11 protein-coding genes are annotated in these 12,862 nt (G+C 66.7%); 5 read left to right on the forward strand and 6 right to left on the reverse strand.

Going from position 1 to position 12,862, the window contains the following annotated elements; genetic code table 11:
- Positions 1-184 precede the first annotated feature (184 nt).
- Positions 185-1,060: an amidohydrolase family protein gene (locus JK358_RS06780; protein WP_201944927.1), complete on the forward strand. Its 876-nt coding sequence runs from the start codon at positions 185-187 to the stop codon at positions 1,058-1,060.
- Here JK358_RS06780 and JK358_RS06785 read toward each other — a convergent pair.
- The gene (locus tag JK358_RS06785) at positions 1,047-1,598 is read right to left on the reverse strand and encodes a Uma2 family endonuclease (RefSeq protein ID WP_201944928.1); all 552 of its coding nucleotides are present in this window, start codon (positions 1,596-1,598) and stop codon (positions 1,047-1,049) included. The genes JK358_RS06780 and JK358_RS06785 overlap by 14 nt on opposite strands.
- A 370-nt stretch (positions 1,599-1,968) precedes the next feature.
- On the opposite strand from JK358_RS06785, the gene JK358_RS06790 reads away from it, so the two are divergent.
- Both JK358_RS06790 and JK358_RS06795 read left to right on the forward strand, forming a co-directional pair.
- On the forward strand, positions 1,969-3,984 hold the full coding sequence (locus tag JK358_RS06790; RefSeq protein WP_201944929.1) for an SDR family oxidoreductase: 2,016 nt from the start codon (positions 1,969-1,971) through the stop codon (positions 3,982-3,984).
- Between the two features lie 143 nt (positions 3,985-4,127).
- Positions 4,128-5,369 carry a TMEM143 family protein gene (locus JK358_RS06795; RefSeq protein ID WP_201944930.1) on the forward strand — a complete coding sequence of 414 codons (1,242 nt, stop codon included), beginning with the start codon at positions 4,128-4,130 and terminating at the stop codon, positions 5,367-5,369.
- On the opposite strand, the gene JK358_RS06800 is transcribed toward JK358_RS06795, so the two are convergent.
- From JK358_RS06800 to JK358_RS06810, 3 genes are all read right to left on the reverse strand, one after another.
- Positions 5,359-6,513, reverse strand: a complete 1,155-nt coding sequence (locus tag JK358_RS06800; RefSeq protein ID WP_201944931.1) for a serine hydrolase domain-containing protein — start codon at positions 6,511-6,513, stop codon at positions 5,359-5,361. The two genes, JK358_RS06795 and JK358_RS06800, sit on opposite strands and share 11 nt — an antisense overlap.
- Before the next feature lie 127 nt (positions 6,514-6,640).
- A complete protein-coding gene (locus tag JK358_RS06805; RefSeq protein WP_201944932.1) occupies positions 6,641-7,459 on the reverse strand; it encodes a hypothetical protein in 819 nt (272 codons plus the stop codon).
- A gap of 90 nt (positions 7,460-7,549) precedes the next feature.
- Entirely contained in the window at positions 7,550-8,146 is a 597-nt protein-coding gene (locus JK358_RS06810; RefSeq protein ID WP_232850830.1) for a cutinase family protein, read from the reverse strand.
- Positions 8,147-8,472: 326 nt separating this feature from the next.
- Here JK358_RS06810 and JK358_RS06815 point away from each other — a divergent pair, with 326 nt between their 5' ends.
- Positions 8,473-9,876 carry a WS/DGAT/MGAT family O-acyltransferase gene (locus tag JK358_RS06815; RefSeq protein WP_201944934.1) on the forward strand — a complete coding sequence of 468 codons (1,404 nt, stop codon included), beginning with the start codon at positions 8,473-8,475 and terminating at the stop codon, positions 9,874-9,876.
- On the opposite strand, the gene JK358_RS06820 is transcribed toward JK358_RS06815, so the two are convergent.
- Both JK358_RS06820 and JK358_RS06825 read right to left on the reverse strand, forming a co-directional pair.
- Entirely contained in the window at positions 9,851-10,681 is an 831-nt protein-coding gene (locus tag JK358_RS06820) for an alpha/beta fold hydrolase (protein ID WP_232850831.1), read from the reverse strand. The two genes, JK358_RS06815 and JK358_RS06820, sit on opposite strands and share 26 nt — an antisense overlap.
- A 204-nt stretch (positions 10,682-10,885) precedes the next feature.
- Complete coding sequence (locus JK358_RS06825; RefSeq protein WP_201944936.1) at positions 10,886-11,707, reverse strand: expansin EXLX1 family cellulose-binding protein; 822 nt, start codon at positions 11,705-11,707, stop codon at positions 10,886-10,888.
- A 287-nt stretch (positions 11,708-11,994) separates the two neighbouring features.
- Between JK358_RS06825 and JK358_RS06830 the strand changes: the two genes are divergently transcribed.
- Positions 11,995-12,852 (forward strand): cyclopropane mycolic acid synthase family methyltransferase, encoded by an 858-nt coding sequence (locus tag JK358_RS06830; protein WP_201944937.1) that lies wholly within the window; start codon positions 11,995-11,997, stop codon positions 12,850-12,852.
- Positions 12,853-12,862 lie beyond the last annotated feature (10 nt).

The following is a 12,862-nucleotide window of genomic DNA, read 5'->3' on the forward strand; positions in this document are numbered from 1 at the left end:
GAATTCCGTAGCGAGTCGTGAATGCGAATGCGAGTGAGGCAGTGAGCGAAAGCGGCACACCGCGCGGAGCGTCGGCGCCCGGCGGACCGGCCGCGGTATCGGGCCGAAAGTCACTGCGCCGCACCCGGATCAGACCGAGGCCGACAGTATCGCCGCGACGCCATGCAGTGAGGAGCGCGACCCCATGCCCACCATTCCGATAGTCGACGGCCACCTGCACCTGTGGGACACGTCGCACGACTGGTATCCGAAGCTGGCCGCCTTCGCCGTACAGCTGGGCAAACCCGAACTGGCGCAGCCGTTCCTGCTCGCCGACTACGAGCGGGCGGCGGGCGAGACCCGGGTCGCGGGACTGGTGCACGTCTCGGCCACCACCGCGCCGCACGCCTATCTGGCGGAGACCCGGTGGGTATCGGACCTGGCCGCGCGGGCCGACCGGCCGGTCGCCCTCATCGGCACGGTCGATCCCACGCTGCCCACCGGCGACCTCGTCGACCACCTCGAGCAGCAGTCGCGCAGCCCGCAGTTCCGTGGCGTCCGCGTCTACCGGGGTCTCGTGCCGAACACCCCGGCCGCCGACACCGTCGCCGCCTGGCTGCGGGATCACGACGCCGTCTTCGATCTCGTCACCTCCCCCGCCGACACCACCGACTGGATCGACTTCCTCGCCGGCTATCCGACGCTGCGGGTCGTCCTCGAACACCTCGGCCTGCCCGGCGGTTTCGACCAGGATCAGCGCAATGCCTGGCAGAAGTCCCTCACCCTGGCCGCCAAGGAGACCGACTGGCGCTGCAAGGTCTCAGGTCTCGGCATGATCTGCCCCGACCTGTCCTGGGACTCCCTGGCCTTCTGGCTCGAGACCACCGCCGACCTGTGGGGCTGGCGACGGCTGCTGTTCGGGTCGAATATGCCCGTCGACACCAGGGCGGGCAGCTTCACCGAACTGCTGGCCACCGTCGACCGCATGGTGGCCGCCGACGCCACCGAGCAGGAGGCCGAATTCTTCTACGCCGACAATGCCGCGGAGACCTATCGGCTCGGCCCGCTCAGTGCGCGCTGAGCTGAGAGACCAGGCGGCTGCCGGTCAACCGGTACTCCGTGCCGACCAATTCGTACATGCTGATGAATCCGTCCAGATCGTCGGAGCCGGTGTCGCCGCGGACGATCCAGTAGTGCGGGATGCCGAGCATGGCGTACACGCGCAGTTTGTCGATGGCCTCGCGGACCTGCCCGTCCTGCCAGACCGCCTCCACCACGGTCAGCAGATGCGCCGGATCGTGGGTGGTGCTGTGCTTGTCCGGGCGGTGACCGGCCTGGAACACCACGCCGTCGGCGACGAAGTTGTGGTGGCCGGTGTCGCCCCGGGCGAATCCGCTGTCGGCGACGTACTGGTCGCCGGCGACCTCGTAACCGAGCCGGCGCCAGAACTCGAGCACGGTGAACACGATCCGGGAATACCAGAACGTGACGGGCATGAGTGTCAGCTCCAATCGACCGGCTCGCAGCTCCCACGCCCAGCCGCGCGGAACACGCGGCAGGGCTTCGAATTCGGCACGTGTACGGACGCCGGTCAGTGGTAGGTCGAGCTGTGCGGTCAACGACTCTCCCCTGCGGTTCCGGCGGCCGACAAGACTGGAACACCATAACCTCAGATTGGGCGCTTGCCCGGTAGGACACTCGACCGGTAACTGAGAGTTAGCCAACTGTGTCACGGAGTTACGCGAAAACTGTTGTCACACACAACATCTGGAATAGCGGTGTGGTGACCAGTCACACATGTGAGTAGGGCCGGTTTCGCTTGATAGGGATTTTCGTGACCCGTAAAGTTACCTATCAGTTAGGCACGAAGGTGTTCCTACCTCGGCCCGACTTCTGCTAGGGGGCCACTCACTCACGTCCGCATCCACCGACGCATGTCGGACGAACAACGTTGTGCATCAACAAGTTCGTATGAATAAGGAGGGGACGATGGTTTCCTACATCGTCACAGGCGGAACCGGATTCCTGGGGCGGCGAGTCATCGCCGATCTGCTCCGCCGCGACTCGGACGCCGTGGTTCACGCGCTGGTCCGCGAGGCGTCGGTGGCCAAACTGCACGAGATGGCGCTCGGCTGGGGCGCCGAGGACCGTGTCTTCCCGCTGGTGGGCGACCTCACCGCGCCCGGTCTCGGCCTCGCCGACGAGGCGCCGCGCGCCGACCACGTCATCCACCTCGGCGCGGTCTACGACATGACCGCCGACGAGGACGCCACCTACGCCGCCAATGTGCAGGGGACGCGCGCGGTCGCGGAACTGGCGCTGGCCCTGGGCGCGGTCATGCATCACGTGTCGTCGGTCGCGGTCGCGGGGGATCACCAGGGCAAGTTCTTCGAGGACGACTTCGACCTGGGGCAGCGGCTGAACTCGCCGTACCACCGGACCAAGTTCGAGGCCGAGAAGCTGGTGCGCGAGACCGCCGGACTGCGCTGGCGGGTGTACCGCCCGGCCATCGTGGTCGGTGATTCGCGAACCGGCGAGATGGACAAGATCGACGGGCCGTACTACTTCTTCCCCGCCATCGCCGGGCTGGCGGCACTGCCGTCGCAGGTGCCGTTCCCGGTGCCGGATCTGGGCGCGACCAATATCGTTCCGGTCGACTACGTCTCGGCCGCCATGGTCGAACTGATCCTGCGGCCCGGCCTGATCGGGCGCACCTTCCACCTGACCAATCCGGAACCGCAGCCGTTCGGCGAGGTGTACGCGGCGCTGGCGCGCGCGGCCGGAGCGCCGACCGGCATCGGCACGCTGCCGGGCAGCCACACCGCCCTGCACGCCCTGGGCGGGCTGCCGGGTGTGCCCGCCGTGCGCGATTTCCTGTTGGAGCGCTTCGGAATTCCGGCCGAGGTGGCCCCGCACACCGCCTTCGAATCGGAGTTCATCTCGGAGTCGACACAGGCGATCCTGCGCGGCACCGGTATCGAGGTGCCCGCCTTCGAGGACTACGCGGCCACCCTGTGGAACTACTGGGCCGATCATCTGGATCCCGACCGCGCCCGCCGCGGCGACGGTGAACCGCTCGACGGACGCATCGTCCTGATCACCGGGGCCTCCTCCGGTATCGGCCTGGCCACCGCGCACGCCGTGGCCCGGCGCGGGGCGACCGTGCTCATGGTCGCCCGCACCCCCGAGGATCTCGAGGCCGCGGCCGCCCAGGTGCGCGCCGAAAGCGGTGCGGCACAGGCGTACACCTGCGATATCACCGACGAGAAGTCGGTCGAACTGCTCGTCAAGCAGGTGCTGGCCGACCACGGTCACGTCGACTTCGTGGTGAACAACGCCGGGCGCTCCATCCGCCGCGCGGTGGTCAACTCCACCGACCGCATGCACGACTTCGAGCGCACCATGGCCGTCAACTACTTCGGCGCGGTCCGCCTCATCCTGGCCCTGCTCCCGTCCATGCGCGAACGCCGCTTCGGCCACTTCGTCAACATCTCCTCCATCGCCGTGCAGACCAAGGTCCCCCGCTTCGCCGCCTACGTGGCCAGCAAGTCGGCCCTGGACAACTTCAGCGAGATCGCTGCCGTCGAAAACGCCGACGCCGGAATCACTTTCACCTCGGTCCGGATGCCCCTGGTCCGCACCCCCATGATCGCCCCCACCGACCTCTACAAGTCCATCCCGGTCCACACCCCCGACCAGGCCGCCGATATCGTCGTCCGCGCCCTCGAACACCGCCCCACCCGCATCGACACCCCCATCGGCACCTTCGCCCAGTTCGTCGACACCGTCATGCCATCGGTCAAGCGCGCCATCCTCCACCAGGGCTACCGCATGTTCGGCGAATCCAAGGCCGCCAAGAACATCGAGCCCCCGGCGGACAGCACCGAACAATCACCCTCGAACCGCAGCCCGCTGCTGGCCCTGGCCCCCATCGTGCAACCCCTCATGGGCCTGCCGACCCCCGCCGCCCGCATCGCCAACCGCATCCCGGGCCTGCACTGGTAATCGCCGCCCGAGTCGCCGTGGACAACCTCGGCCGACGCTTCGCGGTCACCGATGGAGAACGAGTCACCATCATCCAACTCGGCTGAACTGGGCATCCCCTTAAGGTGAAGGCTGACGGGCCTGCCCGCCGAGAGGAGTTGTCGATGGACGCCGAAACCTATGTGCCGTTTCGGAAGAGTGCGGTGGTGTCGCTGTGCGCGGAGGAGTTGGCCGGGGGTGAGCGGGAGTCGTTCCTGGAGTTCGCCAAGCTGTTGGATGCGTTGACGCACTATGGGTTTCATGTGCGAGGTGAGGCCCTGCTGGATGCCTATCAGATGGTCGATCCGGCCGAGGATGTGCGGACCGTCCGGGCGGTGACGGCAGTACAGCGGGCGGCGGCGCGGCAGGCTGTGGAGCGGGAACTGATCGCCTTGGCGGAGGCCGCGGAGTTCACGCTCATCGAAAGTAGTGAGATACAGCGGGCTTTCGACGAGCACTCACTGGTGAAGGTGCGGTTGGAGGTCGATGACGATCAGATCGAGACCGCACTGTTCTTCCGTCGCGGGGTGTCGCAGCGCACCGAACGGGTGAAGTCGCTGTTCGGGTTGCGCAAGCGGGATATCGAATTCACCAGCTACGCCAAGGTTCTCGTCTACATCGCCTTCGCCGACAGTGCGGAGGGCGGAGCGGAGCGGCCACGCCGGGGTGTGCTGTTGAAGCTGTTTCAGAACGTCCCCGCCGACGACCTCGAGATGCTGTACCCGAATGTGCGAGTGGGCATGCGGTCGGTGGACAAGCTCCTCATCGGCGTCCCGGCGGTGGTCTCGGGAATCATCGTGGTGGTCACGAAGCTGCTTGCGGCACTGGGACCTTTGGTGCTCCTCCTCGCCTTCTGGTTGGGGGTTCGCGACGAATCCGTATCCCTGAACCAAGCCTCCCTGCTCACCCTGGGCGCAGGCGTGGTCGCCTTCGCGGGGTACGTGATCCGGCAGTTCTCCAAGTTCAAGAACCGCAAGATCAAACTCATGAAGAACCTGGCCGAACACCTCTACTTCCGTAACCTCGACAACGGTCCGGGCGTCTTCCACCACTTACTCGACGCCGCAGAGGAATCCGAGGTCAAGGAAACCCTGCTCGCCTACCACTTCCTGTGCACCGCCGAGACCCCGCTCACCGCCGCCGCCCTCGACGAGCGTGTCGAAACCTGGTTCCGCCGCCGCTGGCAGATGCCCCTGGACTACGACCTTCCCGACGCCCTGCGCAAACTCCGGAGTCTGGGCCTGCTCACCGAGGACGAGCACGGCGCACTCCACGTCCTCCCGCTGCCGGAGGCGAAGCAACGCCTGGATACCCAGTGGGACAATGTCTTCCGTGTTCCCGCTGCCGGTGCGGCGGTCAGTCCGTAGCGCACAGCGCCGCGTCGACCACCTCCAGGACACGCGTCGTGGGCTCGGCGGTGGTGGGCACCTGATTGATGGTCACGGTGACCGCCCTGCCGTCGTCGGTGACACCGCCACGCACCTCGAACCCGTCGATATCGCCACCGTGACCCCAGCTGTCCTTCCCACACGACAGTGAACTGCGCATGAGACCCAAACCGTAGTCCAAGGATTCGCCTGCGCCCGGCACCGGCACCGTCTGTTTCATCTCCGCCAACTGCGCGGGCGCGAGCAATTCACCATTCAGCAGGGCGGTGAAAAACCGATTGAGATCCGCACCGGTGGAAACCATCGCCCCCGCGGCCCCCGCCACGGACACATTCTGCTCCGTGTAATCGACCCGCACGCCATCGGTCTCCAGATAGCCGACCGGATGTGGCCCGCGAATCCCGGTCTCCCCCGGATCGGGATAGTAGGTGTCCCGCAATCCGAGTGGTTCGATGATGCGCCGCGTGATCTCCGCACCGAGCGAATTCCCGGTGATCTTCTCGATCACCATCCCCGCGATCGCGTAGTTCGTATTGGAATAGGCCCACCCCGCCCCCGGCTCGAATTCCGCCGGCGCGGTGAGCGCTTGACGCACCACCTCCGCCATATCCACCGTCATCCACCGAAGCTCCGCGCTCTGGACCGCGATCTGCCCCGGCCCCGGCGTCGCCCCGAACTCGGCCGCGTACTCCGGCAATCCACTGGTGTGCTGCAACAGATTTCGCACCGTGATCCGATCCCCATCGATCCCCGGCCCCCACACCACCCCGGGCAGATACCGCTCCACGCCCGCGTCGAGCTCGACCGCGCCCTCCCCCGCCAACTGCAACATCACCGTTGCCACAAACGTTTTCGTATTACTGCCGATCCGCACCCGCGCCCCTTCCGGAAACGGGGTCCCCCGCTCGATATCCCCCACTCCCGCCTGCGCACTCCACACCGACCCGCCCGCACCGACCACCACCTGCGCCCCCGGCACCGCACCACCGGCGACCACTCGATTCAACGCCTCGACCACCGCACCCCGCCCGGCCCCGTCCCCCGCGGCACAACCCACCACCAGCCCGGCAGCCGACACCCCGGCCGCCACCATCGCCATCCCACGACCCACCTTGACCCGCACCCTGATTCCTCTCTCGCAACGGACACGGTCACGCTACGAAAGCCACCCCCGTCCGCCCCACCCAGCGAACCCCCGTCTTTCCGGTGGTGCTACCCCCACCGGCCGTCGAACCGGGGCGAGGACGCTGTCACCAGCTGCCGTCGAAGAGGGCGGCGAGGGCGGGGGCCGGGTCGGCCGCGGTGGTGGTGTTCGCGATGACGACGACGATCAGGCCCGCGGCGACGACAGCCTTGAACGTGCCCAAACAGGCCAGCACGCGGCGGGTGCGGGTGTTGGAGGGTTCGGTGCGGGCGAATGCGCGCCACAGGGTGAGGCTCAAGGCGGTGCAGGCCAGGGCCACCGCACCGGCCAGAACTGCCATTGCCACGTGGTACCAGGCGAAGTCGTCGATCATCACCTGGAGGGCGGGCGAGGTGTCGGTGTGCGGTGCGCCCAGGCCCTGCCGGACCTGGTCGAGGGTTGCGGTGACGGTGCCGTCGGCGGGGTCGGCGGTGAGCATCGGGAGCAGCGAGGCGAAGGGGGCCGCGGCACCCTGGATGTTGGCGACTACCAATACGACCGAGAACAGGCCGAGCAGGGTGACGGTTACTCCGGACGCGCCGAGGGCGAGGCCCGAGCCCGCCCCGAAACCGCGGGCCCGGACGAAGGACTTCCACAGCTGGATTCCCAGGGCCGCGAAGACGATCACCAGCAGGGCGGCGATCGCGGCCTTGAGCATGTGGAAGCGGAACCAGTAGTCGACGACTCCGGCCAGGGCAGGAGTGAATTCGCGATCACCGGAACTCCAGTACTCGACGAAGGTGCCGCGCACGCTGGTGCCGAGGGCTTGTTCGTCGGGGTAACGGTCCCCCGATCCGGTGGCCCGGAGTTGGGGCGGCGCCAGGACGAAGGCGGCGGACAGCAGGCCTGCGAGAGCAACGAGTATGGCGAGTCGACGACCGGGCATGGGGACGCATTCTGCCTGGCGTACCGCACCGCCGTCGAGCGGGGCCGGTGAGCGGAGTAGTGCTCACCGGACCCGCAGTGCCCAGAGCGGTCAGAGGCGGTCGGCGGCGTAGTTGGCGGCGGCCACGAAGCTGTCGCCGTAGGCGACGTGGGCGGTGGCGTTCATGCCGCCGCCGCAGACCGGATCGCCTGAAGTGCACCAATTTCCGGTGCGCCACAGGTATTCACCGGGCACGGTCCAGCCGATGGCGCGCAACGGATCGCCGAAGAGCAGAACCGCTGCCACGCGGTCACCGAGATCGGCGGGCAGTTGCACGCGGCCGCCCACCCAGGACACCGCGCCGGTGCCGAGCGCGGCGTGCACGACGGACGCGCCCTGGGAATAGCCGACCAGGATGAAACGCTGCCCGGGGCACGCGTCGGCCTGAGAGGCCAAGTGCCCCACCAGATCCGCGCTGCCCGCGCCGAGGTTGAAGGAATAGTCGGCCGGATAGTTCACCGGGTACGCGCTCACCGACGCGGGAAGCCGGTCCTGCAGCATGCCGTAGAGCGGATTGCCCACCGCGTCTCCGAGCCAGCCGGTTTCGCCGGTGCCGCGGGCGACCACCACATCCACATCCGCACACCAGTCGGCGTGTGCGGCCGGTTGTCGTAGCGGGAAGAACATGCTCGCGGTCACCATCGCCATGGCGGCGAAAACCCAAGCCGTACGCCGATTTCCAGACAGAACCTTTCGGTCGCCCATTTCCCTCACCCCTCACGCCGTTGTGAGAAGCCCGGCGACTCTTGTCAGTGACAAGTGACGATTCGCCGGGCTTATGTGGCCCAAGGTAGGGAGATCACCGGAGAGCGGCAACGAATTCTACTGGAGAGTTACATGAATGGTGCCCAACCGTAGCGGTACGAAACTTGTTATCTACAAGCTACTTTGAGGCAACGAAGTGGCATCGGACCGGTTCGGGAGCGGTCCGCGAACCGCGCGCAAAGTGCAACCGGTTCCCATAGTGTGTTGATATGGAACGACTTACAGGGCTCGACGCGAGCTTCCTTTATCTCGAAACAGACACTCAACTCCTGCACGTGTGCGCACTGCTGATAGTCGACCCCGCCGCCGACGGCGTGGAATTCGACTTCGACAGGTTCACCGGCGAACTCGGCCGACGTCTGCACCTCATCCCCGCCATGACGCGACGCCTGCACAACGTCCCGCTCAACCTCGATCATCCGGTGTGGGTGCGGGATTCGGAGTTCGACCTCGGCTATCACGTGCGCCGCACCACCCTGCCCGAGCCAGCGGGCAGACAGGAACTGGCCGACCTGGCAGGCGAAATCGCGGGCAGACCACTGGATCGCAACCGCCCGCTGTGGGAGATGTGGGTGGTCGAGGGCCTGCCGCACGGCCGGGTCGCGGTGATCTCCAAGTACCACCACGCCATCGTGGACGGCATCACCGGCACCAATATGATGATGCACCTGTGCGATGTGCAGCCGGGCGTCACCTATACCCCGCCCGCCGAAACACCTACGGACGCAGACGAACCCAATGATCTTCTGCTCGCCGGTGAGGCGCTGCTGAAGTTCCCGGGCAAGCTCGGCCTGGTCGGCATGGTGCCCAAAACCGTTGGCATTCTGGGCGGTCTGGTGCAACGACGGCGTAGCGCCGCCGGAACCCGCGGCATGCCACTGCCGTTCACCGCGCCGCGCACGCTGTTCAATCGGGCAATCACCCGGCATCGCGCCGTCTCCTTCGTGCAGACCGACCTGGCCGATATCAAGGAGATAAAGACGGCCCACGGCGTCAAGGTCAACGACGTGGTGCTGGCGGTGGTGGGCGGCGCGCTGCGCGACTACCTCGAACTGCACGAGGCGCTGCCCGAAACCTCGCTCATGGCCTCGGTTCCCGTCTCCACGCACGACACCTCACGCCACGAGGAGGGCACCAACAAGGTCTCCACCATCTTCGCGCGGCTGCACACCGAGATCGCCGATCCGGTGGAACGGCTGCAGGCCATCGCGCAGGACAATCGCGGAGCCAAGGAGGAGCACAATCTGATCGGCGCGGACTTCCTGCAGGATTGGGCGAAGTACGCTCCGCCCAACACCTTTCAGCTCGCGGCGCGCGCCTACTCCTCGCTGAAACTGGCCGAGCGGCATCCGGTGGTGCACAACCTGGTGGTGTCGAATGTGCCCGGCCCCAACTTCCCCATGTACTTCCTGGGTGTGCGGGTGGCCTCGATGTACCCCTTCGGGCCGGTCTTCCACGGCGCGGGCCTGACCGCGACGGTCATCTCCACCAATGGAAATCTCGACTTCGGCTTCATCGCCTGCCGGGAGCTGGTGCCCGATGTGGACCGGATCGCCGACGCCGTACCCGAAGTGATCACCGAGTTGCTCAAGACAGCGCGCGAGAAGAGTTGACCACCGACTGAACGGCCTCGAGGAACACCGGGACAAAGACGTCCGCCTCGAGTGCACAGGCCGCATGACCGGCTTGTGCGAGGAAAATCTCCGCTCCCGGAATCATTTTCGCCATTTCCAGCTGACGATAGACGGGCAGGGCCCGGTCTCGCGTGGTGATCACCACGGCCGTCGGCGCTTTCACACTTCCCAGCCACGGCGACGAATCGAACCGTCCCAGCACGGCCACCGCCTGGCTGATGGCCCAGCCGCTGGTGCTGCGCCACTCCCGCATCGCCCAGCGATCCATCCGGCCCACCGGCCACGAGGTCTCCGGCAGTTCGGCCTGGCGCGCGGCATACAGTTCGGCCCGCCGGAACGACATCGCCGACATGCTCGCCATGACCGCACCCCAGGTGCGATGGAAGGCGCGTTCGCGCCACTTGTCCTGGAAGCGATAGGTGGTGGCGGCCAGGATCAGCCCGGCCACCCGATCCGGATGCCGATGCGCGATCAGCTGCGCGACGATGCCGCCCATGGAATAGCCCGCGTAGAACGGCTTGTCGACCCCGAGCACATCGGCGAGCGCCACCGCGTCATCGGCCAGATCGTCGAGATCGAAACGCTCCGAACGGATTCCGCGCCCGTGCCAGCGCTGGTCGAATACGACCACCCGATAGTTCTCCTGCAACTCGCGCAGCATCGGGAACCAGTTCAGCATGCCGGTGGTGGCCGAGCCGTGCAGCAGGAACAGCACGGGAGCGTCGGCGGACGGGCCGGGCAGATCCACCACATAGGTGCGCCCGCGGCCCGGCAGTTCCACCATCGACCCCGTCGGAACCTCGGTCAACCTGGAAATACGCTGTGAGAGTCGGCGACCGCGACGAGTCTCGCCCGTACTGGTCCCGGTCCGTGCATCCCAACTGGAGTTCGTCATCGATGGCCTCCCGGCGCGCCGCCCCCGCGAGCGGAAATGAAACACGTTTCACTTGATGATGCCATATCCGGCGGGGCCGGGCGGGACGGCGCGTCAGTCCTCGCACACCGTCGGCGCGGGGACGACCGTGGTGACCACGACCGGCGCCGGGGTGGTGGGCACCGTCGCGACCGGCTCCGGCACGGGCTCCTCGTAGAGTCGAATTCCGGTGTAGCGCAACTCGGTTGGCGCCGAGGTGACATCCGAGACCCAGGCGATGTGATTGTTGTCGTCGGTCACCACGAGCGTGAACGGCCCCGGACCCGCCCCGGAGACCGACCACACATTGTCGTAGCCGCGCCGCAGCGGAATGGGATCCCCGCCGTGATCCGGTTGCAAGGAGACCTGACCGAGGGGATTGCCGCTGCCGCCGACCAGCAGGCCCAGCCAGTCGGCATTGGAGCCCGGCTGCACCCGGTAGAACAGTTCGGGCGCGGGATTGGGGTCGCGCACCCGGGTGAAACGAATCTGCGCGACGCCGTCGGAGATATGCGCGATCTGCTCGAATGCCGCCCGGCTGAGATCGTATTGGTGCGGCGCGCAGCCCGGACACCGGTCCACGATCTGCGCGCGCACACTGCCGCGCGGGCCGTCGATGTCGATGTAGGAGCCGCAGGGCGCGGATCCGTCGTACTCACCGGTCGGTACGCCCACGTAGAACCCGTCGAGCGGCAGATCGGGCAGCGAGCAGGCCACCCCCGAGGAGAACGCGTAGTACCTGGCCTCGCCGCGCTCGGTGGCCGGCGCGGGCTCCGAGCCCGGAAGCTGCTGTGCGGTAACCGAACTCGGCGGTAATGGTGCGGGCACCGTCATCACCGTGGTGCGCGGCGCGGCGCTGCGACAGGCCGCCGGTTGTGGCCACATCGCCCATGTCACCGCCCCCACCACAACCGCCCCCGTGAGCGCCGTCCACATCCATGGTCTTCCGTTGCGAACTTCTTCAAACCCCGTGCGGTGCATGGCCGCTCCCCAGCCTCCGAATCATGTTTGCTGCAACGATGCTGAACCCCTTTCAGAAAAGCAGCCGTCATGGTCTCGTATGGCTCGAATCGGAAACTCGTAACGAAATATCCGGCGTGTCATCGGCGTGTCCAGGATCTCGAACGGCATGTCCATTCCGTACGTATCCCCTGGTGTCCATCCCGCGTCCAGGAGTAACCGACATGGCCGATCTCGCACCCTTCTACCGGCAGGTCCAGTCGCACTACGACCTGTCCGACGAGTTCTACGCGCTGTTCCTCGACCCCTCCATGACCTACAGCTGCGCCTACTTCGCCCACGACGACATGACCCTTGAACAGGCCCAGCAGGCCAAGATCGACCTGGCGCTCGGCAAACTGGATCTGCGGCCGGGCATGACCCTGCTCGATATCGGATGCGGTTGGGGCGCAACCATGTTGCGCGCGGTACACGAGTACGGGGTGCGCGTCGTGGGCCTGACGCTGAGCGCCAACCAGTACGAACACGTGCGCGGCCTCATCGAGAAATACGACATCCCGGGCGCGGAAGTGCGGTTGCAGGGCTGGGAGGAATACGACGGCACCCCCGACCGCATCGTCAGCATCGGCGCGTTCGAGCATTTCCGCAAGGAGCGCTACGCCGAATTCTTCGCCCGCTGCCACCGCATGCTGCCCGCCGACGGCCGCGTGCTGCTGCACACCATCATCGGCAACACCCTCGCGGACCTGCGCGCCCGCAATATCCCGGTCACCCGCGCGGACGCACTCTTCCACATCTTCATCAAGCGCGAGATCTTCCCCGGCGGCCAGCTCCCCCAGCCCGGCACCATCACCCGCATGGCCGAAACCGCCGGATTCCACACGGCCAGAATCCAATCCCTGCAACCGCATTACGCCCGCACCCTCGACCACTGGGCCGAGGCACTGGTCGCCCATCACGACGAAGCCGTCGCGATGACCTCCGAGGAGGTCTACGCCCGATACCTGAAATACCTCACCGGATCGGCGCACTACTTCCGCACCGGCCACCTCGACGTCATGCAGTTCACGCTGGTCAAGTAACCGCCCATCG

The sequence above is a fragment of the Nocardia acididurans genome (assembly GCF_016741815.1).
GTDB lineage: Bacteria > Actinomycetota > Actinomycetes > Mycobacteriales > Mycobacteriaceae > Nocardia > Nocardia acididurans.

Excerpts from the sequence above, each read along its gene's own strand:
- JK358_RS06805 (WP_201944932.1), bottom strand. The coding sequence starts at position 7,459 with ATGCCCGGTCGTCGACTCGCCATACTCGTTGCTCTCGCAGGCCTGCTG.
- JK358_RS06795 (WP_201944930.1), top strand. The coding sequence starts at position 4,128 with ATGGACGCCGAAACCTATGTGCCGTTTCGGAAGAGTGCGGTGGTGTCG.
- JK358_RS06820 (WP_232850831.1), bottom strand. The coding sequence starts at position 10,681 with ATGGTGGAACTGCCGGGCCGCGGGCGCACCTATGTGGTGGATCTGCCC.
- JK358_RS06810 (WP_232850830.1), bottom strand. The coding sequence starts at position 8,146 with ATGGCGATGGTGACCGCGAGCATGTTCTTCCCGCTACGACAACCGGCC.
- JK358_RS06815 (WP_201944934.1), top strand. The coding sequence starts at position 8,473 with ATGGAACGACTTACAGGGCTCGACGCGAGCTTCCTTTATCTCGAAACA.
- JK358_RS06830 (WP_201944937.1), top strand. The coding sequence starts at position 11,995 with ATGGCCGATCTCGCACCCTTCTACCGGCAGGTCCAGTCGCACTACGAC.
- JK358_RS06780 (WP_201944927.1), top strand. The coding sequence starts at position 185 with ATGCCCACCATTCCGATAGTCGACGGCCACCTGCACCTGTGGGACACG.
- JK358_RS06790 (WP_201944929.1), top strand. The coding sequence starts at position 1,969 with ATGGTTTCCTACATCGTCACAGGCGGAACCGGATTCCTGGGGCGGCGA.